17 protein-coding genes and 1 pseudogene are annotated in these 21,750 nt (G+C 62.8%); 16 read left to right on the forward strand and 2 right to left on the reverse strand.

Features of this window, described 5'->3' with window-relative positions; translation table 11 throughout:
• Window positions 1–4: 4 nt before the first annotated feature.
• The 9 genes and pseudogenes from OU999_01185 to leuB all read left to right on the forward strand — a co-directional run bounded on the left by OU999_01185 (window position 5) and on the right by leuB (window position 6,823).
• Window positions 5–791, forward strand: a pseudogene (locus tag OU999_01185) (F0F1 ATP synthase subunit A).
• A 57-nt stretch (window positions 792–848) separates the two neighbouring features.
• A complete protein-coding gene (locus OU999_01190; GenBank protein ID WAC23837.1) occupies window positions 849–1,076 on the forward strand; it encodes a F0F1 ATP synthase subunit C in 228 nt (75 codons plus the stop codon).
• A gap of 78 nt (window positions 1,077–1,154) precedes the next feature.
• On the forward strand, window positions 1,155–1,649 hold the full coding sequence (locus tag OU999_01195) for an ATPase (GenBank protein ID WAC23838.1): 495 nt from the start codon (window positions 1,155–1,157) through the stop codon (window positions 1,647–1,649).
• On the forward strand, window positions 1,642–2,193 hold the full coding sequence (locus OU999_01200; protein WAC23839.1) for a F0F1 ATP synthase subunit B: 552 nt from the start codon (window positions 1,642–1,644) through the stop codon (window positions 2,191–2,193). The genes OU999_01195 and OU999_01200 overlap by 8 nt, the downstream gene beginning before the upstream one ends.
• A 188-nt stretch (window positions 2,194–2,381) precedes the next feature.
• A complete protein-coding gene (gene uvrC / locus OU999_01205) occupies window positions 2,382–4,325 on the forward strand; it encodes an excinuclease ABC subunit UvrC (GenBank protein ID WAC23840.1) in 1,944 nt (647 codons plus the stop codon).
• 36 nt (window positions 4,326–4,361) lie between these two features.
• On the forward strand, window positions 4,362–4,631 hold the full coding sequence (locus OU999_01210) for a BrnT family toxin (GenBank protein WAC23841.1): 270 nt from the start codon (window positions 4,362–4,364) through the stop codon (window positions 4,629–4,631).
• Window positions 4,612–4,935: a CopG family antitoxin gene (locus OU999_01215; GenBank protein ID WAC23842.1), complete on the forward strand. Its 324-nt coding sequence runs from the start codon at window positions 4,612–4,614 to the stop codon at window positions 4,933–4,935. Before OU999_01210 ends, OU999_01215 begins: the two co-directional genes overlap by 20 nt.
• 15 nt (window positions 4,936–4,950) lie before the next feature.
• Window positions 4,951–5,685 (forward strand): DNA repair protein RecO, encoded by a 735-nt coding sequence (gene recO / locus OU999_01220; GenBank protein ID WAC23843.1) that lies wholly within the window; start codon window positions 4,951–4,953, stop codon window positions 5,683–5,685.
• Between the two features lie 79 nt (window positions 5,686–5,764).
• Window positions 5,765–6,823, forward strand: a complete 1,059-nt coding sequence (gene leuB, locus OU999_01225) for a 3-isopropylmalate dehydrogenase (GenBank protein ID WAC23844.1) — start codon at window positions 5,765–5,767, stop codon at window positions 6,821–6,823.
• Here the strand turns inward: leuB and purD are convergent.
• A complete protein-coding gene (purD, locus tag OU999_01230) occupies window positions 6,820–8,088 on the reverse strand; it encodes a phosphoribosylamine--glycine ligase (GenBank protein ID WAC23845.1) in 1,269 nt (422 codons plus the stop codon). The two genes, leuB and purD, sit on opposite strands and share 4 nt — an antisense overlap.
• 31 nt (window positions 8,089–8,119) lie before the next feature.
• On the opposite strand from purD, the gene xseA reads away from it, so the two are divergent.
• The 4 genes from xseA (at window position 8,120) to OU999_01250 (ending at window position 14,177) form a co-directional block, all read left to right on the forward strand.
• Complete coding sequence (xseA, locus tag OU999_01235; GenBank protein WAC23846.1) at window positions 8,120–9,559, forward strand: exodeoxyribonuclease VII large subunit; 1,440 nt, start codon at window positions 8,120–8,122, stop codon at window positions 9,557–9,559.
• A 106-nt stretch (window positions 9,560–9,665) separates the two neighbouring features.
• Window positions 9,666–9,869, forward strand: coding sequence for a DUF2093 domain-containing protein (locus OU999_01240; protein WAC23847.1), 204 nt, complete (start codon window positions 9,666–9,668; stop codon window positions 9,867–9,869).
• A gap of 151 nt (window positions 9,870–10,020) precedes the next feature.
• Entirely contained in the window at window positions 10,021–10,794 is a 774-nt protein-coding gene (locus OU999_01245) for a M23 family metallopeptidase (GenBank protein ID WAC25319.1), read from the forward strand.
• A gap of 233 nt (window positions 10,795–11,027) precedes the next feature.
• Window positions 11,028–14,177, forward strand: coding sequence for a TonB-dependent receptor (locus OU999_01250; GenBank protein ID WAC23848.1), 3,150 nt, complete (start codon window positions 11,028–11,030; stop codon window positions 14,175–14,177).
• A 157-nt stretch (window positions 14,178–14,334) separates the two neighbouring features.
• Here the strand turns inward: OU999_01250 and OU999_01255 are convergent, their stop codons facing one another.
• Entirely contained in the window at window positions 14,335–14,877 is a 543-nt protein-coding gene (locus OU999_01255; GenBank protein ID WAC23849.1) for a hypothetical protein, read from the reverse strand.
• 312 nt (window positions 14,878–15,189) lie between these two features.
• On the opposite strand from OU999_01255, the gene OU999_01260 reads away from it, so the two are divergent.
• The 3 genes from OU999_01260 (at window position 15,190) to OU999_01270 (ending at window position 21,749) form a co-directional block, all read left to right on the forward strand.
• Window positions 15,190–18,315: a TonB-dependent receptor gene (locus tag OU999_01260; protein ID WAC23850.1), complete on the forward strand. Its 3,126-nt coding sequence runs from the start codon at window positions 15,190–15,192 to the stop codon at window positions 18,313–18,315.
• Between the two features lie 171 nt (window positions 18,316–18,486).
• The gene (locus tag OU999_01265) at window positions 18,487–20,661 is read left to right on the forward strand and encodes a TonB-dependent receptor (GenBank protein WAC23851.1); all 2,175 of its coding nucleotides are present in this window, start codon (window positions 18,487–18,489) and stop codon (window positions 20,659–20,661) included.
• On the forward strand, window positions 20,661–21,749 hold the full coding sequence (locus OU999_01270) for a PepSY-associated TM helix domain-containing protein (GenBank protein WAC23852.1): 1,089 nt from the start codon (window positions 20,661–20,663) through the stop codon (window positions 21,747–21,749). The genes OU999_01265 and OU999_01270 overlap by 1 nt, the downstream gene beginning before the upstream one ends.
• Window position 21,750: the final 1 nt, after the last annotated feature.

Here is a 21,750-nt window from a genome sequence, read left to right on the forward strand (position 1 = left end):
GGTTGTGGCAGCCGAGTCAGGCAAAATCGACCCGATGCACCAGTTCGAGATCGCTCCCCTGTTCCAGGGCGGGTTCGATCTTGCTGGCCAGACCATCACCTTCACCAACAGCGCCCTGTGGATGCTGTTGACGCTGGTTGCCGTCTGGGTGTTCATGCAGGGCGGCATGAAGCGCGAGCTGGTGCCCGGACCGCTGGCAGTTGATGGTCGAAGGCTTTACCGGCTTTATCGACGACATGATGACCGCCAATATCGGCGCCGAAGGCCGCAAGTACGCGCCTTATGTGTTCTCGCTGTTCATGTTCATCCTGTTCGCCAATATCCTGGGCCTGCTGCCCATTGGTGTTGTCGGCGGACACCCGTTCACCGTCACCAGCCATCTGACGATCACCGGCGTGCTCGCCATCGTAAGCTTCTCGATCGTGCTGATCGTCGGCTTTGCGCGGCATGGCTTCCACTTCTTCTCGCTGTTCGTGCCGCACGGTACGCCGCTGCCGATGATCCCTTTCATCTTCGTGGTCGAGCTGCTGTCGTTCCTGGTGCGTCCGTTCAGCCTGGGTCTGCGACTGTTCGTCGCGATGACCGCGGGGCACATCCTGCTCAAGGTGCTGGCCGGTTTCGTGATCAACTCGACCAACGCCGGTATCGGCTATGGCCTGATGGTCGGCCTGCCCAGCCTGACGCTGATGGTCGGCATCAGCGCGCTGGAAATCCTGGTCGCGGTTGTCCAGGCCTATGTCTTTGCGCTGCTCACCTCGCTGTACATCAACGATGCGGTGAACCTGCACTAAGCCTTTCTTTTCGTTATCAATCTTTCCATCCAATCGAGTTTCTTAAGGAGTATTACAATGGACGCAGAAGCTGCAAAACTGGTCGGTGCTGGCCTGGCTGCAATCGGTGCCGGCATGGCCGCCATCGGCGTGGGTAACGTGTTCGGTTCGTTCCTGGAAAGCGCACTGCGCAACCCGGCTGCTGCCGATGGCCAGCAGGGCCGTCTGTTCATCGGCTTCGCCGCTGCCGAACTTCTCGGCCTGCTGGCGTTCGTCGTGGCGATGATCCTGATCTTCGTTGCCTGATTTCCGCGGGATCGGGGTCCGGTGTTCGCACCGGCCCCGTCCGCACCTACAAGATTCTGATCCACGGATAGCTTCGATATGCCCCAGATAGACCAGATCATGACCACTTACGGGTCCCAGCTTTTCTGGCTGGTGATCACGTTCGGGCTGATTTACTTCGTGATCGGGCGCTCGATGTTTCCCAAGATCCAGGGCACGGTCGATCAGCGCAAGGCCAAGATTGCCGGCGACATCGCCGCTGCCAAGGCCGCGCACGCCCGCGCTGATGAAATCGAGGAAGAATATCGCCTGGCCCATGCCAAGGCCCGCGATGCGGCGCTCGCCGTGACAGCGGAAGCCAAGGCCAAGGGTGCGCGCGAAGCCGAAGCCAAGGTGCGTGAGGCCGATGTCGGCATCGCATCGCATCTGGCCGAAGCGGAAGCTGCGATTGCTGCCCAGCAGACCGCGGCCCTGACCGAGATCGAGGCGGTGGCTGTCGAAGCGGCACAGGATATCGTCGCCCGGCTGACCCCGGCAAAGATCACCAAGCCGCAGGTCAACCGTGCGGTCAAGGGAGCGCTGGCCGATGCTTGACCTCATCATCCTCGCCTCGGAAGCAGGCGAACATGCTGACCCCTCCGTGGGCGGCGTCCACCTGCTGAACGCGACCTTCTTCGTTTCTGCCGCGATGCTGATCCTGATCGGCATCATCCTGTGGAAGAAGGTGCCTGCTGCGGTCGCCGCATCGCTCGATGCGAAGATCGCCGGTATCAAGGCCGAACTCGACGAAGCCCAGACGCTGCGTGCCGAAGCCGAAAAGCTGCGCGCCGAATATGAGGCCAAGCTGGCCTCTGCTTCGAAGGAAGCTGCGGACATGAATGCCCGCGCCGAAGCCGAAGCCGAAGCCGTGCTCGCCAAGGCGCGCACCGATGCGGAAAACCTGATCGCACGTCGCCAGAAAATGGCGACCGACAAGATCGCTGCCGCCGAGCGTGCTGCCGTCGCCGAAATCCGCGAAAAGGTGGCCAAGGCAGCGACGGGCGCAGCCGCCAAGCTGATCGCCGAAAACCACGGTGCGGAAGCCGACCAGGCACTGGTCGATCACACCGTCGCCGAACTCGGCACCCGGCTGAACTGATCACGCTCCTCCCCTTTCGGGAGAGGGAAATGTCGCCTGGCCAGCTTGCTGGCCAGGCGAACGTGTTTCTGCGGGGCGCTCTTGATGCTTCTCGCTTGAGGGCAGGGGGCCAGCGTGCAGGGGCCAGACGCCAAAGCATCGCCAGCCCATTGACCTGATGACTCCGCCGCGCCACATGCAGCGACATCATGGCAGGCCGTCCCGCTCATCCCAATGACAGCAACCCGCGCGCACCCGACCGCTTTCTTGAAGAAGCGGCGACGTACAGCGTGCGCGGAGCCGATGCGCCGGACCTCGACACCGGGATAGCCGCGATCCGCAATACGTTGAAAACGCTGCCCACGCGACCTGGCGTCTATCGCATGATCGATGCGCGCGGCGATGTGCTCTATGTCGGTAAGGCGCGTGCACTTAAGAACCGCGTGACCAACTACACCCAGGTAGACAAGCTGCCGCGCCGGTTGCAGCGCATGGTCTCGCTGACCCGGTCGATGATGATCGTCACGACCAACAGCGAGGCCGAGGCGCTGCTGCTGGAGGCGCAGCTGATCAAACGCTATCGTCCGGCGTACAATGTGCTGCTGCGCGACGACAAGAGCTTCCCCTATATCCTGCTGCGCGAGGATCACGATTTTCCGCGCATGTCGAAATATCGCGGCGCTCAGAAGTACAAGGGCCAGTATTTCGGCCCCTTCGCCAGCGCCGGATCGGTGACCAGCACGCTCAATTCGCTGCAGAAGCTGTTCCTGCTGCGCTCCTGCTCGGACAGCTTCTTCGCCAACCGCTCGCGGCCGTGCCTGCTGTACCAGATCAAGCGCTGCTCGGCCCCGTGCGTCGACCGGATCAGCAAGGAGGACTACGCTGCCCTGGTGGGCGATGCGCGCGCCTTTCTGACCGGCAAGTCGACCGATGTGCAGGCCAAGCTGGGCAAGAAGATGGAGACCGCAGCCGAGGCGCTCGATTTCGAAAGCGCGGCGGCCTATCGCGACCGGCTGAAGGCGCTGACCTTCATCCAGGGCAGCCAGGCGGTCAATGCGCAGGGGATTGCCGATGCCGATGTGTTCGCCATGGCCAGCCAGGGCGGCACCGTGTGCATCCAGGCGTTCTTCATCCGCGCCGGGCAGAACTGGGGCCATCGCAGCTTCTTCCCCGCGCATGTCCAGGATCTGGACGAGGCGGAGATCCTGACCAGCTTCCTGATGCAATTCTATCAGGACATGCCGCCGCCCAAGCTGATCCTGACCGACCGCCAGCCGTTCGAATGCGATCTGATGCTGGAGGCCCTGTCGGCCAACCGCACGAGCAAGCTGGAGCTGCTGGTGCCGCAGCGCGGCGAGCGCAAGCGGCTGATCGACCAGGCGCAGCGCAATGCAACCGAGGCCTTGCAGCGCCGTGTCGCGGAGAGCGCGAGCACCGCCAAGCACCTGACCGAGATGGCCGAGCTGTTCGGGCTCGATGGCCCCCCCGACCGGATCGAGGTCTATGACAACAGCCATATCCAGGGCACCAATGCGCTCGGCGCAATGGTCGTTGCGGGGCCGGAGGGCTTTCGCAAGGCGGCCTATCGCAAGTTCAATATCAAGCGCGCCGAGACAGTGCCGGGCGATGACTATGCGATGATGCGCGAAGTGTTCGAACGCCGCTTCGCCCGTGCGCAGAGCGAGGATCCGGATCGCAGCGGCGGCGACTGGCCCGATCTGGTGCTGGTCGATGGCGGCAAGGGCCAGCTCAAGGCCGCAATGGAGGCGTTGGCGGGGCTGGGCATCGATGACGTTGCGCTGGTCGGCGTCGCCAAGGGGCCCGACCGCAATGCCGGGCGCGAGACCTTCTTCCTGCCCGATGGCAAGGAATTCACCCTGCCGGTGAACAGCCCGGTACTGTTCTACCTGCAGCGGCTACGCGACGAGGCGCATCGCTTCGCCATCGGCGCGCATCGCGGCAAGCGCAAGAAGGCGATGACCACCAGCCCGCTCGACGAGGTGCCCGGCATCGGCCCGGCGCGCAAACGCGCGCTGCTGATGCATTTCGGCACCGCCAAGGCGGTGCGCAGCGCCAGCCTGGAGGATCTGCAAAAGGCCCCCGGCGTGTCCAAGGCGATGGCGCAGATGGTCTATGACTATTTCCGGGGATGATTGCATTTTTATACCATTTTGGTATATCGGCGATCCATGCAGTTCGAGTTCGATCCCGCAAAGAGCGCGTTGAACAAGCAGAAGCACGGCATCGATTTTGTCGAGGCGCAGGCGCTTTGGGATGGACGTGCCAGCTACATCATTGAAGCAAGGCATGACGGAGAACTCCGCTATGCCTTGATTGGCAAGATTGACGGGAAGGTCTGGACGGCGATCCATACCATTCGAGATGGGATGTTTCGGATTATTTCCGTGAGGCGGGGGCGTGAAGCAGAGGTGCGATATTATGAAGCCCAAGACCATTAGTGCAGAAGAATTTGACCGGATGTTCGACGATGGCGAGGACATAAGCGAATATCTCGATTGGTCGACAGCACGCCGGTTGCATGAGCCTGCCAAGCGCGTAAATGTCGATTTCCCCGCTGACGTCGTCTCAAAACTTGATCGCGCGGCAAAGCGACGCGGTGTTTCGCGTCAGGCATTGATCAAGATGTGGATTGTGGCCCAACTCGATAACGAAGCCCTGGTCAACAGGTCGAGCAGCCGGAGCGAGGCGGTCGGAGCTGCCCAGCAATCCGAAAATGAACCGAAACTCGACAACGCGGCCTGAAATTTTTACAGTTGCATGCCCGTCATCCGCACCTCCGCGATCGTCTGCACGGTGCGCAAGCATGGCGAGCATGGCGCGGTGGTGCGGCTGTTCACGCCCAATCATGGGCTGCAATCGGGCTATGTGCGGGGAGGGCGGTCGACGGCGTTGCGCCCGGTGCTGATGCCCGCGAACCTGGTGACGGCGGAGCTGCGCAGCCGGGTGAATGACCAGCTTGCCGGGCTGACGGTCGAACTCGCGGAGAGCCGCGCGCCTTTCTACAGCGAGCCGCTCGCTGCTGCGGCGTTCGAATGGGTGACGTTGCTCACCGCGACGGTCGCGCCAGAGGACCAGCCATTTCCGCGTCTTTACGCCGCGCTGACGGCGCTGCTCGACCTGGTCTGTGCGGCCCCCTCGGCGCGATGGTGGCTGCGCGCGATGGTGCGCTATGAGGCGCTGCTGCTGGCCGAGCTGGGCTTCGGGCTTGATGTGGAGCGCTGTGCGGTGACCGGCGAGCGCGAGGATCTGGCCTATGTCAGCCCGCGCACCGGGCGCGCGGTGTCGCTGCACGCCGCCGGGGTCTATGCCGAAAAGCTGCTGGTGCTGCCTGCGTTCATGACCGGCGATGAAGAGCCCGACTGGGAACAGCTGATGCAGGGCTTTGCGCTGACCGGGCATTTCATCGAGCGCCAGTTCTTCACCGACCGCCGTGCCGATGCGCTCGCCGCGCGGGCGATGCTGATCGATCGGGTGCGGCGCATGGTGGGCTGATCGGATCACCCGCAAAACAATGTTGCGGAAATGCGCTGCCGGACGCTATGCGCGCCTCCACAACAGACAGGATGACCCCATGAAAATTGCCATTCTCCCCGGTGACGGCATCGGCCCCGAAATCATGGCCGAGGCGGTGCGCGTGCTGCGCGCGCTCGATCTGCCGGGGATGGAATTGCATGACGGGCTGGTCGGCGCTGCCGCCTGGCGCGTCCACGGCCATCCGCTGCCGCCAGAGACGCTCAAGCTGATGCACGAATGCGACGCGCTGCTGTTTGGTGCGGTGGGTGATCCCGCCTGTGATGGTCTCGAGCGGCATCTGCGCCCCGAACAGGCGGTACTGGGGATGCGCAAGGAGCTGGGCCTGTTCGCCAACCTGCGTCCGGCCAAGGTGTTTCCGGGGCTGGAAGCGCACAGCTCGCTGCGTCCCGAGGTCGCAGGCGCGATCGACCTGATGATCGTGCGCGAACTCAACGGTGACGTGTATTTCGGCGAGAAGGGCATGCGCACCACCGCCGATGGCCAGCGCGAAGGCTATGACATCATGTCGTACAGCGAGAGCGAGGTCCGCCGCATCGCGCATGTCGCCTTCCGTACCGCGCAAGGCCGGTCGGGCCGGCTGTGCTCGGTGGACAAGGCCAATGTGCTCGAAACCTCGCAGCTGTGGCGCGACGTGATGATCGAGGTGTCGGCGGAATATCCCGATGTGACGCTTGAGCATATGTATGTCGACAATGCCGCGATGCAGCTGGTCCGCGCGCCGGGCAAGTTCGACACCATCGTTACCGGAAATCTTTTCGGCGATATCCTGTCCGATCAGGCGAGCATGTGCGTCGGCTCGATCGGCCTGCTCGCCTCGGCGTCGCTGGGTGCGGAGCAGACCGCGTTCGGCACCAAGGGGGCGTACGAACCAATCCACGGCAGCGCGCCCGATATCGCGGGCAAGGGCCTGGCCAATCCGGTCGCGATGATCCTCTCCGCCGCGATGATGCTGCGCCACAGTTTCAGCCTGGAAGCCGAAGCCGCGCGGATCGAGGCAGCGGTGGCGAGCGCGCTCAATGCAGGCGCGCTGGGTGCAGACCTGGGCGGGACCATGGGGACAGTCGCGATTGGCGATGCGGTGCTGGCGGCGCTCTAACCCCGCTCGCGCGCCACTTCGCGCCAGCCGATGTCGCGGCGGCAGAAGCCGGTGGGGAAATTGATCGCATCGACGGCGGCATAGGCCGCACGCTGCGCCTCGGTGACGCTGCTGCCGGTCGCGGTGACGTTGAGCACGCGGCCGCCGTTGGCGACAAGTGCGCCATCCTTCAGCGCGGTGCCTGCGTGGAAGACCTTTGCGCCGCCGGTATCGCCCAGTGCAATCGCGCCACCCTTTTCGGGCGTGCCCGGATAGCCCTTGGCGGCCATCACCACGGTGAGCGCATAGCCATCGGAAAAGCGGGGAGGGGGGCAATTCGCTAGCTCGCCCATGGCGGTCGCCAGCAGCAACTCGGCCAGATCGCTCTGCAGCCGGGTCATCAGCACCTGACATTCCGGGTCGCCAAAGCGGCAGTTATATTCGATCAGCTTCGGGCCTTCGCTGGTCAGCATCAGTCCGGCGAACAGCACGCCTGAATAGGGCAGCCCTTCGGCGGCCAGCGTGGCGACGGTCGGCGCGATGATGCGCTCCATCACTTGCGCTTCCAGTTCGGCCGTCAGCACCGGGGCAGGGCTGTACGCGCCCATGCCGCCGGTGTTGGGGCCGGTGTCGCCTTCGCCCACCCGCTTGTGGTCCTGCGCCGATCCGAACGCGACAATCGCGCTGCCATCGGTGATCGCAAAGAAGCTCGCCTCTTCTCCGCACATGAACTCCTCGATCACCACTTCGGCCCCGGCCTCGCCAAAGGCACCGGCGAACATATGGCCGATGGCATCGTCGGCCTCCTCGCCAGTTTCGGTGATGATCACGCCCTTGCCGGCTGCCAGCCCGTCAGCCTTGATCACCACCGGCAGGTCGAAATCGGCCAGCGCCGCGCGTGCCTCTGCGGCATGGCTTGCGCGGACATAGCGCGCGGTGGGGATGCCGGCGCGGTCGCACAGGGCTTTCGTGAAACCCTTGGAGCCTTCAAGTTGCGCGGCCTTGGCCGAAGGGCCGAACACCGGCACCCCGGCGGCGCGCAGGCTGTCTGCCAGGCCATCGACCAGCGGCGCTTCGGGCCCGATCACGACCAGTCCGATGGCCTGTTCGGCACAGAATGCCGCAACCGCTGCATGATCGCTCACGTCGAGCGAGACGCAGGTCGCATGCTCGGCTATCCCCGGATTTCCGGGCGCGGCGAAGATGCTTTCCACCTGCGGGGATTGCGCCAGTTTCCAGCACAGGGCATGTTCGCGTCCGCCGCTCCCCACCAACAGGATATTCATGCCCGACCCCTTTTCAGATGATGTACCCCCCATGATGGAAGGGACGCGTTCGGGCGGGCTGTTAGCCCAGATGCCCCCCGGCGACAACGCCCCGCCGCTGTCGGTTTCGGAAATCTCTGGGCAGTTGAAGCGCATGGTCGAGGACCGCTTTTCGCACGTGCGGATTCGCGGCGAGATTTCGGGCTTCAAGCGCGCGGCGTCAGGGCATTGCTATCTTGCGCTCAAGGATGACAAGGCAGTCATTGATGGCATCATCTGGAAGGGCACGGCACAGCGGCTGCCCTTTCGGCCCGAGGACGGGCTCGACGTGATCGCCACCGGCAAGCTCACCACCTTTCCGGGCCGATCCAAGTACCAGATCACGATAGAATCGCTCGAACTGGCGGGCGAGGGCGCGCTGATGCAGCTGTTCGAGAAGCTGAAGGCGCGGCTGGCGGGCGAAGGGCTGTTCGATCCGGAGCGCAAGCGCGCGCTGCCCTTCCTGCCGCGCACCATCGGTGTGGTGACATCGCCGACCGGATCGGTGATCCGCGACATATTGCACCGGCTCGCCGATCGCTTCCCCAGCCATGTGCTGGTCTGGCCGGTGCTGGTGCAGGGCGAGGGAGCGGCAGGCCAGGTCGCGGCCGCCGTGCGCGGTTTCGGCGCAATGCCGCTGGCAGAGCGGCCTGACCTGCTGATCGTGGCGCGCGGTGGCGGTTCGATCGAGGATCTCTGGGCGTTCAACGAGGAGCCGGTGGTCCGCGCGATTGCCGAAAGCGTGATCCCGGTCATCTCCGCGGTCGGGCACGAGACCGACACGACGCTCGCCGATTTTGCTGCCGATCGCCGTGCGCCGACACCGACCGCTGCCGCCGAAATGGCGGTGCCGGTGCGCGCAGATCTGCTGGCGGGCCTCGGCGAGCTAGGTCTGCGCGCGACGCGGGCGATCAACCGCACCCAGGCGCTGGCGCGCGAGCGGCTGGAGGCGCGCGCGCAACGCCTGCCCCGCCTCACCGATCTGCTCAGCCCGCAGCAGCAGCGCGCCGATGACCTGGGCGAGCGGCTGCGTGCGGCGCTGGGCCTGCGCCTCGCCGATGCGCGCGGCACGCTGGCGCGGGCGTCCGGAGCACTGCGCCCGGCGGTGCTCGATGCCCGCGCGGGACTGGCGCGCGAACGGCTGGCGCGGCTGACGCTTGATCCGGCGGTGCTGGAACGGATCACCGGCAGGGCTGCCGAGCGGCTTGCCGGGCTGGAGCGGGTGCTGGCCCAGCTCGATCCCGATGCGCCGCTGCAGCGCGGCTATGCCCGCGTGACCGCTGCCGATGGCCGGACGCTGATCGACAAGGCCGCAGCCGCAGGAGAGCCGTCGCTCAAGCTGCATTTCCGCGATGGTGTGCTCGATGTCGTCCCGGCAGATGGCCCGGCCACGCCGCCCACAGCAAAGCCGAAGCCGAAGCCTGCCGAGCCGCGCCAGCCGAGTTTCCTTTAGGCTGGCCCATGGATTTGCGATCCGCTCTAGGATCGCTTATCTTGGCCGCCAGCCCATCTGCCGCGCATAAAGCGGCCGTACATATTCTGGGGAGCATGATAGCCCGATGTTGATGTCCAACCGTGATCGCGTCGCGCGCGTTCAATATATGCCCAACGGTTTTCGCCTGCTCAGCGCGGGCGACCATGTCCTGTGCGCCGAGACCGGAGCGAAGATCGATCTGGAAGAACTCCGTTACTGGAGTGTCGAGCGGCAGGAGGCCTATGCCAGCTGCGAGGTCTCCGTTCGCGCTGCGCTGGGCCAGGGCTGAGCCGGTGCGGGGGGCGCTGGCGTTTGGCAGCCTGATCGCTATGACGCTGGCCGCGCCGCTGCTCGGCCAGGCCAGCCCGCAGACCCCGCCGCCGCAATCGGCGACACCCGCGCCCAGCGGTCCCGATTTCCTGACCCGCCCGTTCGGTGCGATGCGTCCATTGGCGAGCGGCATCAAGCTCAGCGCCGCGCCGGTTCAGGGGGCGCTGCTGCGCGGCACCGCGCCCAAGGGCGTGGCTGCGCTCGACCTGGATGGCGTTAAGGTGCCGGTCGCGCCGGATGGCGCGTTCCTTCTGGGCTTCAACCGCGACGCGCCGCCGCTGGGCGTGCTGACCGTAACCTTTGCCGATGGCCAGGTGGTGAGCGAGCCGCTGGCCATCGAACCGCGCGCCTGGCGCCGCGAGTTCGTTGCAGTGGCGGCGCGCGGCGGTGTGCCGAGCGAAGCGTTCATGGCGCGGCGCAAGCCCGAGCTCGAGATGATCGAGGCCGCCCGCCAGCGCCAGTCGGACAGCAATGGCTGGCGTCAGCCGTTCATCTGGCCCGCCAAAGGACGCGTGTCCGGCGTCTTCGGTTCGCAGCGCATCTACGCGGGCGAGCCGGGCAGCTTCCACAGCGGCGTCGATGTTGCAGGCGCGGTGGGTGCGCCGGTGGTGGCGCCTGCCGATGGCGTCGTCATCCTCGCCGCGCCGACGCCGTTTTCGCTCGAGGGCAACCTGCTGATGATCGACCATGGCATGGGCCTCAACAGCGCCTTTCTCCACCTGTCGGCGATCGACGTGAAAGTCGGTGACACGGTGCGCCAGGGCCAGCCGATCGGACGAATCGGCGCGACAGGACGGGCCACCGGACCGCATCTGCACTGGGGCATGAAGTGGAACGACGCCCGGATCGATCCGCAACTTCTGGTTGGTCCCATGGCGCAATGAAATAATTATATTTCGCATGCCAACCTGACACATCCGTAAATGTGGCGTTCATGTTACAGGTTGAGGTAAATCTGGCGACGTGATGCCCCCCGGCGCTTTACAGAGCGCGAACACCCCGGTTAGCTGGGTTCCAAGGTCTGGGGAGACTGGCTGCTGTTCTGATAGGACCGAGGTTCGGCCCCCGACTGCTATTGCCCGCGCTTCGCGCGCACAACGCACAGGGGTTGCATCACATGAAGGTTTCTTCTCGTCTTTTCGCGGGCGTTGCACCGCTCGTTCTCGGGTTCGCTCTTTCGACCGTTCCAGCAATGGCTCAGGAGCAGGAAAGCAAGCGCGAGCAAGAAGATAAGGCGATGACGCTTCCCGAGAGCGCGACGGTTGCGAAGGACAATGTCATCGTCGTCTCTGGTTCGCGCATCAAGCTGCCGAACCTCAGTAGCGCTGAGCCGATCGTCACCGTTGCGGCGCAATATGTCGAAGACCGCAACATCACCAATATCGCGGACGCATTGAACGAAATCCCCGGCTTTCGTGGCTCGGTGACGCCAAACGGAGCGCAGGGCACCTTCGGCCAGGGCGTGAACTTCATCAATGCGTTCGGGCTGGGTTCCAACCGCTCGTTGACGCTCATCAACGGCCGTCGCGTCGTCTCGTCGAACGTCGCCACCATCTTTGGTAACGCAGCGCCGGGGACGCAGGTCGATCTCAACATCATTCCGACCATTCTGGTCGACCGCGTTGATCGTGTTGGTATTGGTGGTGCGCCGACCTACGGTTCGGATGCCATTGCCTCGACGGTCAACGTCATCCTCAAGAAGCGGTTTACCGGCCTTGATCTGCGTGCCACTTCGGGCCTCACTGAAGAAGGTGACAATTTCCGTATCAACATCAGCGGCGCAGGCGGTATCGATCTGTTCGGTGGGCGCGGCAACCTAACCGCTGCCGTTCAGTACGAAAAGGTTGACGGCGTTCTCAGCAATGCCCGCAGCTATTTCCGGGACAATGTCGGCGGTGCTCAGAACCCCTGCACGGTTGTGGCTGCAGGCGCATGCGTGGCCAGTAACCTTGTCAGCACAATCCGCGGCCCGGGCGGCGCAGCCCTGGGATTGAACGATGGACGTCTGAACCCCAATATCGGCTTCAACAACAGTACAACGGACAACTTTCCTGGCACCATCCTTGTACGTCGAAACGGAATTCCGTCACTGTCAGTGAACGGCGTGATTGCGAACATCGGTGCACTTCGCCCGCTGGATTTCAATGTGCAGTTTTCGCCGTCAGGCGACCTCGTGCCTTACAGCACTGGCACGCTCTTTGCCGGACCAATCACCAGCGCTGCCTCTCGTTCCTCGGGTGGTGATGGCTTCGTCTTTGCAGACTTTACACAGATTACCAGCACAGTACGGCGTATTTCTGCTAATCTGTTTTTCAATTACGATGTGACGGACAACATTCGCTTTTTCGCGGAAGGTATGTTCTTCAATGGCCAGGGTAACGAACTGGTTCAGCAGCAGTCGTTCAACTCGACGCTCTTTGGCGGCGGCAGCAGCGCACTGACCTTCTCGGTCAACAATCCGTTCCTCACCGCTCAGGCGCGCAACCTGCTGGTTGCCAACGGGTACCAGACTTTCCGTCTCAGCCGCGTCAACCTCGATCTGAATGACGGTACCGGCTCATCGGATAATGACCTGTATCGTGGCGTTGCTGGCTTCGATGGCGATTTCAAGGTCGGTGATCGCGATTTCAATTTTGAAGTGGCGCTGACCTACGGCCGCAACAATTTCACCGATTTCGGTCAGGACATCAACCAGCAGAACTTCGTGAACGCCGTCAACGTTGCCACTGTCAATGGCCAGATTGTCTGCACAACTACGCCTGCAGTCCTTGCCACGCCGGGCTTTACGCCGGTGGCTGACCCGAACTGCAAGCCGCTGAATCTGTTCGGTCGCGGCGCACCCTCGGCCGAAGCCTTGGCCTATGTGGTGGAAGATAACGTAGCGCAGAGCGTTCTGGAGCAGACCGTATTCAATGCGAATATCGGTGGTTCGCCTTTCGACATTTTCGGAAACCCGATTGGCTTCAACGTGGGTTACGAGCACCGCGTTGAAGAGGCATCGTTCACCCCTAGCGCATTCCAGCAGGCTGGTCGTGGCCGTTCGGTTGCTATCTTGCCGAACGGGGGTAAGTACACTCTCAACGAGGTGTTCGGCGAACTTTACGTTCCGCTGATTTCGCCGGACAACGACTTCTTCATCCACAGCCTGGAAGGCTTTGCCCGCGGTCGCTATGTTGACAATACTGTGAACGGCGGCTTCTTTGCCTGGTCTGCAGGTGGATCGTTCTCTCCGATCGAGGACGTGACATTCCGCGGTAACTTCACCCGTTCGTTCCGTGCACCTTCGATCACCGAACTGTTCTCGCCCGTCACCAACACCTTCGTAACCGTGCCTGACCTTTGCGCTCCCGGTAACATCGCGGCAGGTCCGGTGCCCGCAACGCGCACCCGGAATTGCAATGCCTTCCTGCAGCAGTTCCCGAATGGTACGCCTTTGGCTGCGGCAGTCGCGACGGTGCCGGGCCGGAGTGGTGGTAATGCCAATCTGGATAACGAAGAAGCTAACAGCTACACCTTTGGTGTAATTCTTCGTCCCCGCTTTATTCCGGGTCTCTCGATTGCTGTCGATTATCTCGACGTGAAGATTCGTCAGCCCATTGCCAACCTGACGATTGCGCAGATCGCATCGGGTTGTTTTGACAACGAAACCTTCGATGCGGCCAATCCGGCGAACGGGAACAACTTCTGCTCGTTCATCCGTCGCGATGCGAATGGTCAGGTGCCTGCGGATCCAGCCAACCCGGCTGTGGTTTCGGGCTTCGTCAATGGCCAGAAGATTACCTTCAGCGGCATTCAGGGCGTGCTGGATTACGAAACCTCGCTTGACGGAATCGGTCTGGGCGGAAAGTTCGAGATCGGTGGTGACGTTTTCTACGTGCGTCGTCGTATCGTCGACATCACTGGTGTTGCCCCAGCCCGCTCGGATGGAATCCTGGGCGATCCGGAATGGCAGGGTCAGCTGAGGCTCCGCTATACCAATAACGGTTTTGGCATCTCGACCAACTTCAATTATACGGGCGAGCAGCTAACCTCGCGCTTCAACCGTGGTCCGTCGCCGAATGACACGCGCGAATTCGATCAGTACAAAGATTTCGTGACGATTGATGCGAGCGTATTTGCCACCACAAAGGACGACTTCCGGTTTACCTTCTCGGTGACAAACCTGACCAACCGCGTCGGACAGGGCTATTTCGGCTTTATCGTTCCCGCCTCGATCAACGATCCGTTCGGTCGTCGCTTTGCCGTGAGCGTCCGCAAGCTGTTCTGATCTTTTCGATTGCATGTCATTGATCGTGACTGGCGTGAGGCAAGGGCATTCGCCTCACGCCAACGATCAAGGAAAATGCTGCTAGCAAAAAAATTGGGCAGCACACCATCGCCGGTGTGCTGCCCAATTCCGTTATGTCACCTTAGGTTGGCGAATCTTACTCGATCCGCTTTGCGCGGATCGCGCGCTTGTTGCGCACCTTGACGAAATAGCCGCCCATCACACCCGCCTTGATCTCAAGCGCGTCGCCGATCTGCGGGATGAAGCTGACGCCTTCGGTCGTCTGCCAGACAGCGCCTTCCGCGATGCCGATATTCCAGCGGCCGCCCTCTGCCTTGCGCAGCGTCTTGATCGTGGTCGTGAGGGTGCGCTCTTCTTCGGCGTCATCATCGCTGCCGCCGAAAATCGAAAGATCGGGCAGGCGGAAGCCGAACAGCGAGCGTTTGGTCTTCTTGACCTCCTTGTCCTCGATCACGACGATCTGCTTGGAATCGACCGCAGCGGACAGCTTGGCCGATGTGGTGTCGAAACAGGCGAGGCGTTGGGCATTGTCCGCGATGCCGCGGCAGGCCTCCATCGCTTCGAACAGCTCGGGGCTGGGGGGAGGGGGCGATTTCTTCCGCTCCTGCGCTGCAGCAGGGACCGCCAGCAAGGCGGCGATCGCCAAGCCCGATGCGAGTGTTCGATGTACCTGCGTCATATATGTTCGCCTCTTGCTGATTGCGTGTTGCGCCACGCATAAACCATGCTGCGCAAAAGGTGAAAACCCTTTCGATTGCGGCCTGCATGAAGGCCAAAAAGGCGGCGAGGGGGCGAGTGTCATTCGCGGCGCCCCAAAGTGACGGTTGTGTGTCTTTTATGCTACATCCACCGGAAAAGCGTTGAAAATCCGTGCTCGCCGGTTGCGCTCTTTTCCGCACTTCGCCTACACCGATGCCATGGCGGGCCAAAGAGACCCTCCAGAACTGGGTTAGCCAAGCCTTTTGGGTGAGGCAATCAAGGGGAATACCACATGAAAACGCAATTTAAGCTAAGCTTGCTTGGCACCAGCCTTCTGGTTGGTGCAGCGGCGCTGGCAACGCCTGCGTTCGCGCAGGATCAGGATCAAGAGCAGGACCAGGCGTCCAGCGGCGATTCTACCATCGTTGTTACGGGTTCGCTCATCTCGAATCCCAATCTCGAGCGTTCGGCTCCGGTCAATGTGACGGGCGCTGAAGAAATCGAACTGCTGCAGTCGAACGTTGCAGAAGAAATTCTGCGTGAAATCCCGGGCGTTGTCCCGTCGATCGGTTCGGCGGTGAACAACGGCAACGGCGGTGCTTCGTTCGTCAACCTGCGCGGTCTGGGGAACAACCGCAACATCGTGCTGCTCGACGGCACGCGCATCGTTCCGGCTGGCCTGGCCGGCGTGTTCGACTTGAACAACATTCCGCTGGCCCTGGTTGAGCGCGTTGAAGTGCTGACCGGCGGTGCGTCGACCACTTATGGTGCGGACGCTATCTCGGGTGTGGTCAACTTCGTGACCCGTCAGGACTTTGCTGGTCTGGAAGCCAATGTCGGCTATCAGATCACCGAGCGTGGCGATGGCGGCACCTTCCGTGCCGACGTGACCATGGGTGCGAATTTCGACGACGGTCGCGGTAACGCCGTGTTCAGCGTCGGCTATCAGCAGTCCGATCCGGTCTACCAGGGTGCGCGCGACGTTTCGCTCACCACGCTGGAAACCTTCAGCGGTACGGCACTTGGTTCGGGTACGTCGTTCCCGTCGCGCTTCTCCGGCGTTCGCAACCTGGCTGGCACTGCCAACGGCGGTACCGACCAGATCAACGCGGCTGGTCAGTTCGTTCCGACCTTCCAGACGTTCAACTTCAACCCGTTCAACATCTTCCAGACGCCGTTCGAGCGTTACAACATGTTCGGTGCGGCGAAGTACGAAGTCAGCGATTCGGTTGAAGTCTACACCCGCGGCATGTTCTCGAAGAACACCGTGGATACCATCATCGCCCCGTCGGGTGCCTTTGGTATTGCCGTCAACGTCAGCCTGAACAATCCGTTCCTGCCTGCCGCTGCACGCAACCAGTTCTGCGCGTTCGACGTCAACCCGAGTGCAACCGTCTACACCCCGCGCTTCACGCCGGCTGAGTGTACTGCTGCGGCAACCGCACTGCCGGGCTCGGCGGCCTATCGTGAAATTGGTCTGAACAACACGTTCGTTCCGTTCGATATCAACGGAAACGGCGTGATCGCTGCTGGCGAAGGTTATTTCAACAACCCGCAAACCGCTCTGTTCCGTCGTTCGGTCGAAGCCGGACCGCGTATCAGCAACTTCTCGACCACCCTGTTCGACTACAAGCTCGGTGCGCGTGGATCGATCACGGACTCGATCGACTGGGATGTGGCTGGTTCGTACGGCGAGAGCGAAAACCGTCAGACGATCAAGGGCTATTTCACCAACTCGCGCGTTCGTCAGTCGCTGCTGACCACCCGCGATGCTGCTGGCAACGTCGTCTGTCAGAACGCGGCCAATGGTTGCGTTCCCGCGAACTTCTTCGGTGACATCTCGCCTGAAGCGGTGGACTTCCTGGTTCAGGAAAGCTCGTCCTTCGTTCGTACGTCGCTGGCTCAGGCTCGCGGTACGATCAGCGGTGACTTCGGCGTGACCAGCCCCTGGGCGGCCGAGCCGATCTCGTTCGCAGTCGGTGGCGAATACCGCAAGTATCGCGCATCGCAGGGTGCCGATACGCTGGCTCAGTCGGGTGATCTCGGCGGTGCCGGTGGTGCGACCCCGAATATCAGCGGTGGATATGACGTTTATGAAGCTATCGGCGAAGTCATCGTCCCGATCGTTTCGGATCGTCCCTTCTTCCAGAGCCTGACTCTCGAAGGCGGTCTGCGTTACTCCGATTACTCGGTCGATGCACCCGGCAGCCCGGGCTACACGGCCACGACCTACAAGGTCGGCGGTACCTGGGAACCCGTTCAGGGCGTCTCGATCCGTGGTAACTATGCCCGTGCGGTTCGTGCACCGAACATCGCGGAGCTGTTCAGCCCGGTCAACACCGGCCTGACCAACCTCGGCGTTGATCCCTGCGCTACGCAGCGGACCAATGGCACGACGCTTCGTGCGCCGCTGACCGGTGAACTGCTCGCAGTTTGCCTTGCGCAGGGTGCGAATGCCGGCAACGTGCAGAGCATCCCTGAGCCGATTTCGGGTCAGGTTCTGTCGACCGGTGGTGGTAACCTGAACATCCGTCCTGAAAAGTCGGACAGCTACACGATCGGTCTGGTGCTGCAGCCGTCGTTCCTGCCGGGCTTCTCGGCGTCGTTCGACTACTACAACATCAAGGTCACGCAGGCGATCAGTGCGCCTACTCCGGCAGACGTCATCGGCGCTTGCTTCGGCGTGGGTAACAACGGCATCTTCACCCCGGCAGCTGGCGCTGCGGCATCGGTGGCTTGTACCTCGATCCGTCGTGACCCGATTACCGGTGGCCTGAGCGGTGACCCGAACACGAGCACGGGTCTGCCCTCGACCCTGTCGAATGGCGGTAGCCTGAAGACCGACGGTATCGATGTGTCGATCAACTATGCGACTGACCTCACCGACGATATCGGTCTGGCCCTGTCGTTTGTCGGCAACTACACGTTCCAGTCGCGGTTCAACGCTTTCGTGGCGAGCCCGATCTCTGTGAACCGTGATTGCGTCGGCTATATCAGTGCCAACTGCGGATCGCTGCAGCCTGAATTCCAGTGGTCGCAGCGCACCACCCTGACGTTCAAGGATGTCGACGTTTCGCTTCTGTGGCGTCACCTGTCCTCGTTCCAGCAGGAACCGCTGGACGTCGCTGACTCGGGCGCGTTCTTCAGCGGCACGCTCGGCGCAGCGATCCCTGGTGTTGGCGGTCAGACGGTTAACTTCGGCCGGATCAAGGCGTACGACTATTTCGATCTGTCGGCACGCTTCAACGTCAGCGACACTCTGACCTTCACTCTGTCGGTTCAGAACCTGTTCGACAAGGATCCGCCGCTGACCGGTAACAACGCTGGTACGACGTCGTTCAACTCGGGTAACACCTTCCCGTCGACGTATGACGCGCTGGGTCGTCGTTACGCTGTGGCTGCAAAGCTGCGCTTCTGATCCCTTACGGGTTCAGCAACGAACAAACGGGGGTGGGTCGCAAGACCCGCCCCTTTTTGTTTGTCCGTCAATCGTCTGACGGGCAGGCTATTTGATCAAAACGGCTAATGCAAATCCGTTGCAATAGCGTTTGAGGCTTGGTAGAGGCTCCCCCAAGAGAAGGGGTGAGTCATGAAGTTTTGCCGTTTGATTGCCGTGCTGCTGGCTACAGCAACGACATTTCCTGTTCTGGCGCAGGATGATGCCGGAAATGCCGACGCGTCTGCTGCCGATGAAGCGCAGAAGGACGATGCGCAGATCGTTGTCACGGCCGCCCGTACGATCCTGCCGCCCAACGCCTTGCCATTGACAATCGATATCATCGACAAGCAGGCGCTCGACCAGCAGATCATCCTGTCCGGTTCCGTGACCGATGCCGTCGCGACACTCACGCCGTCGTTTTCGCCGACGCGCGGCAAGCTGTCGGGGGCAGGGGAAACGCTGCGCGGGCGGTCGCCGCTTTATGCGATCAACGGCATTCCGCAATCGACGCCACTGCGCGACGGCAGCCGTGACGGCTTCACCATCGATGGCTTCTTTGTCGAGCAGGTCGAACTCATCTATGGCTCCAATGCCTTGCAGGGCATCGGCGGCACGGGCGGCATCGTCAACCAGGTGACGGTCGGTGCGCCGAAGCAGGAGGGTCTTTCGGGCCGCGTGCTGCTTCAGGGCACGGCGGACAGCGATTTCCGTTCGGACGGGTTCGGCGGCAAGGCTGCGGGGCTGGTCCAGTACAAGGCGGACCGGTTCGATGCGACGGTCGGGGCCTCCTATGAGCGGCGCGGCGTGTTTTACGACGCGCGCGGCCGTCGGATCGGCCTCAACCTGACCCAGGGAGAGACCCAGACCTCGGATGCGCTCTCGCTGTTCGGGCGCTTCGGCTATGCCCTGTCGCCCACTGCGCGGCTCGACCTGATGGTCAGCCGCTATGAGCTGAAGGGCGATGGCGAGTTTGTCGCGGTGGCCGGCAACCGGCTGACCGGGCTTCCGACCAGCGCTGCCAAGGGCACGCCTCCTGGCAAGCCGGCGGCCAACCGGACCGAAAGTGTCGCGCTCTCGCTGACCGACACCGATCTGGGTGGTGGCAATCTGGTCAGCCAGATTTTCTTCAACCGCACCCGCGACACCTTTGGCGGTGAGCTGGGCGCGATTGCGGCATTCCAGGACGTGCGCATTGCGCCTATCGGCACGCTGTTCGATCAATCGCAGAACCGCTCGCGCAAGCTGGGCGGCAAGATCAGCTATGAACGCGCGGTCCCCGGGGTCGAGGATCTGACTGCGATCATCGGCTTCGATGCGCTGTTCGACAAGACCGAGCAGCGGCTCATCGCCACCGACCGCATCTGGGTCCCGCCGACAGACTTCCGCAGCCTCGCACCCTTTGCCCAGGCGAACCTGAAGCTGTTCGATGGCGTCGTTCGCCTGGCCGGCGGCGCGCGCTGGGAAAATGTCGAGATCAAGATCGACAATTATACCACGATCGCCACCACCACGACGCCGCGCGGCGGCGTGCTGGTCAATGGCGGCAGCCCCAAGTTCGACGATGTGCTGCTCAATGGCGGGGTGATCATCGAACCGGCCCAGGGCATCCGGCTCTATGCCAGCTATGCCGAAGGGTTCACCGTGCCCGATGTCGGCCGCATCACGCGGGCCATCGGCACGACCGGGGTCGATCTCGACAATTTCCTCGATATCAGCCCGATCATTTCGAACAATCGCGAGATCGGTGCCGAGGTGAAGCGCGGGCCGATCGATGCCAGCGTCACCTATTTCTGGTCGACCAGCACGCGCGGACAGCTGCTCGTTGCCCGGCCTGACGGCATATTCGACGTGCAGCGCCAGCGGATCGAGATCGAGGGGCTGGAGGTGAACCTGGGCGTGCAGATGCCGATCGACGGGCTGCGCCTGTCGGCAGGCTATGCGCATATCCTGGGGCGCAGCGATACCAATGCCGATGACCGGGTCGACACCGATCTGGACGGGACCAATATCTCGCCCGACCGCCTGAACCTTGCCGCCAGCTTCGACCGGGGCCGGGTTTCAGCGCGGGTGCAGACGCAGGTCTATTTCTCGCGCACGTTCAACGGCCTGGTCCGCGATCCGCGCAACGACTTTGGCGGCTATACGCTGACCGACGCGTACATAGGCTATGATGTCGGGCCGGGGCGGATCATCCTGAGCGCGCAGAACATCTTCAACCGCCAGTATATCGATTACAACAGCGACGTGCGCCTGCCGACCGACAACCTGTCGTTCTTCGCCGGGCGCGGGCGCACGATGACCCTGGCCTGGGACATGCGCTTCTGATGAAGACGCTCGATCTGCTGCACCGCTGGACGGGCGGGCTGATCGGCCTGGTGCTGCTGGTACTGGGGCTGAGCGGGACCGTGCTGCTGTACCGCGATGCCCTGGTCATGCTGCCGCATGCCAGCGACGAGCAGGTGCAGCAGACCGGGGCGCTGATCGCGGCGACCGAGCGGTTGATGGCCGATCCCGCTAACCGGCCGAGCAGCATCGTCTTTGCCAGCAACAGCTTCGGGCTCGACCGGGTCTCCTTTGGCAGGGAGGCTGGGGCCTATGCCGACCAGGCAGGCAATATCATTGCCCGCTGGAGCAGCCCCTGGGAAAGGCCCGAGCTGTTCCTGTTCGATCTGCACCACCATTTGCTGGCCGGCGAGGCCGGGGAGATCGTCGCCGGAATAGCCGGGCTGTGCGGGCTGTTCTTCGTCGTCAGCGGCATCATTCTGTGGTGGCGCACGCGCGCAACCTTCCGGCTGCGGCTGTTGCCCGCGCGCATGACGCGCCCGGCCATCCTGTGGCATCACCGTGATCTGGGGATTGTGTTTGCGCCGCTGTTGCTGCTGGTGATGTTCACCGGCACCACGATGATCTTCCGCCCCGTTGCCGCCCTGATCCTGGGCCCATCCGCGCCTGCCACGATCGAGGCCTCGTTCAAGCCGCCCGAGGCCCAATTCGGCGCGCTGGCCGATCGGCCCGATTGGGCCGCGATGCTCGGCACCGCGCGCCAGCGTTTCCCCGATGCCGAAATCCGCATCCTCAGCCTGCCCAGAGAGCCTGGCAAACCCGTGACGATCCGGATGAAGCAGGCTGCCGAATGGCTGCCCAATGGCCGAACGACCTTGTGGTTCGCGCCCGATACCGGCCATCTGATCGAGGCGCGCGATGCCCTTGAGGCACCGGGCGCAGCGCAGGTGTTCAACACCTTCTATCCGCTGCACGCCGCCAAGGTGGGCGGGCTCGCCTATCGGCTGGCGATGACGCTGGTCGGCTTGGCGCTCAGCCTGCTGGGTTCGCTGACCGTCTGGACATTCTGGTTCCGACGCGGGCGGACGGTGCGGCGGGTCGGCTCGCGCGTCACGGTTCCCGCCGAATAGG

Source organism: Blastomonas sp. SL216 (assembly GCA_026625625.1).
GTDB lineage: Bacteria > Pseudomonadota > Alphaproteobacteria > Sphingomonadales > Sphingomonadaceae > Blastomonas.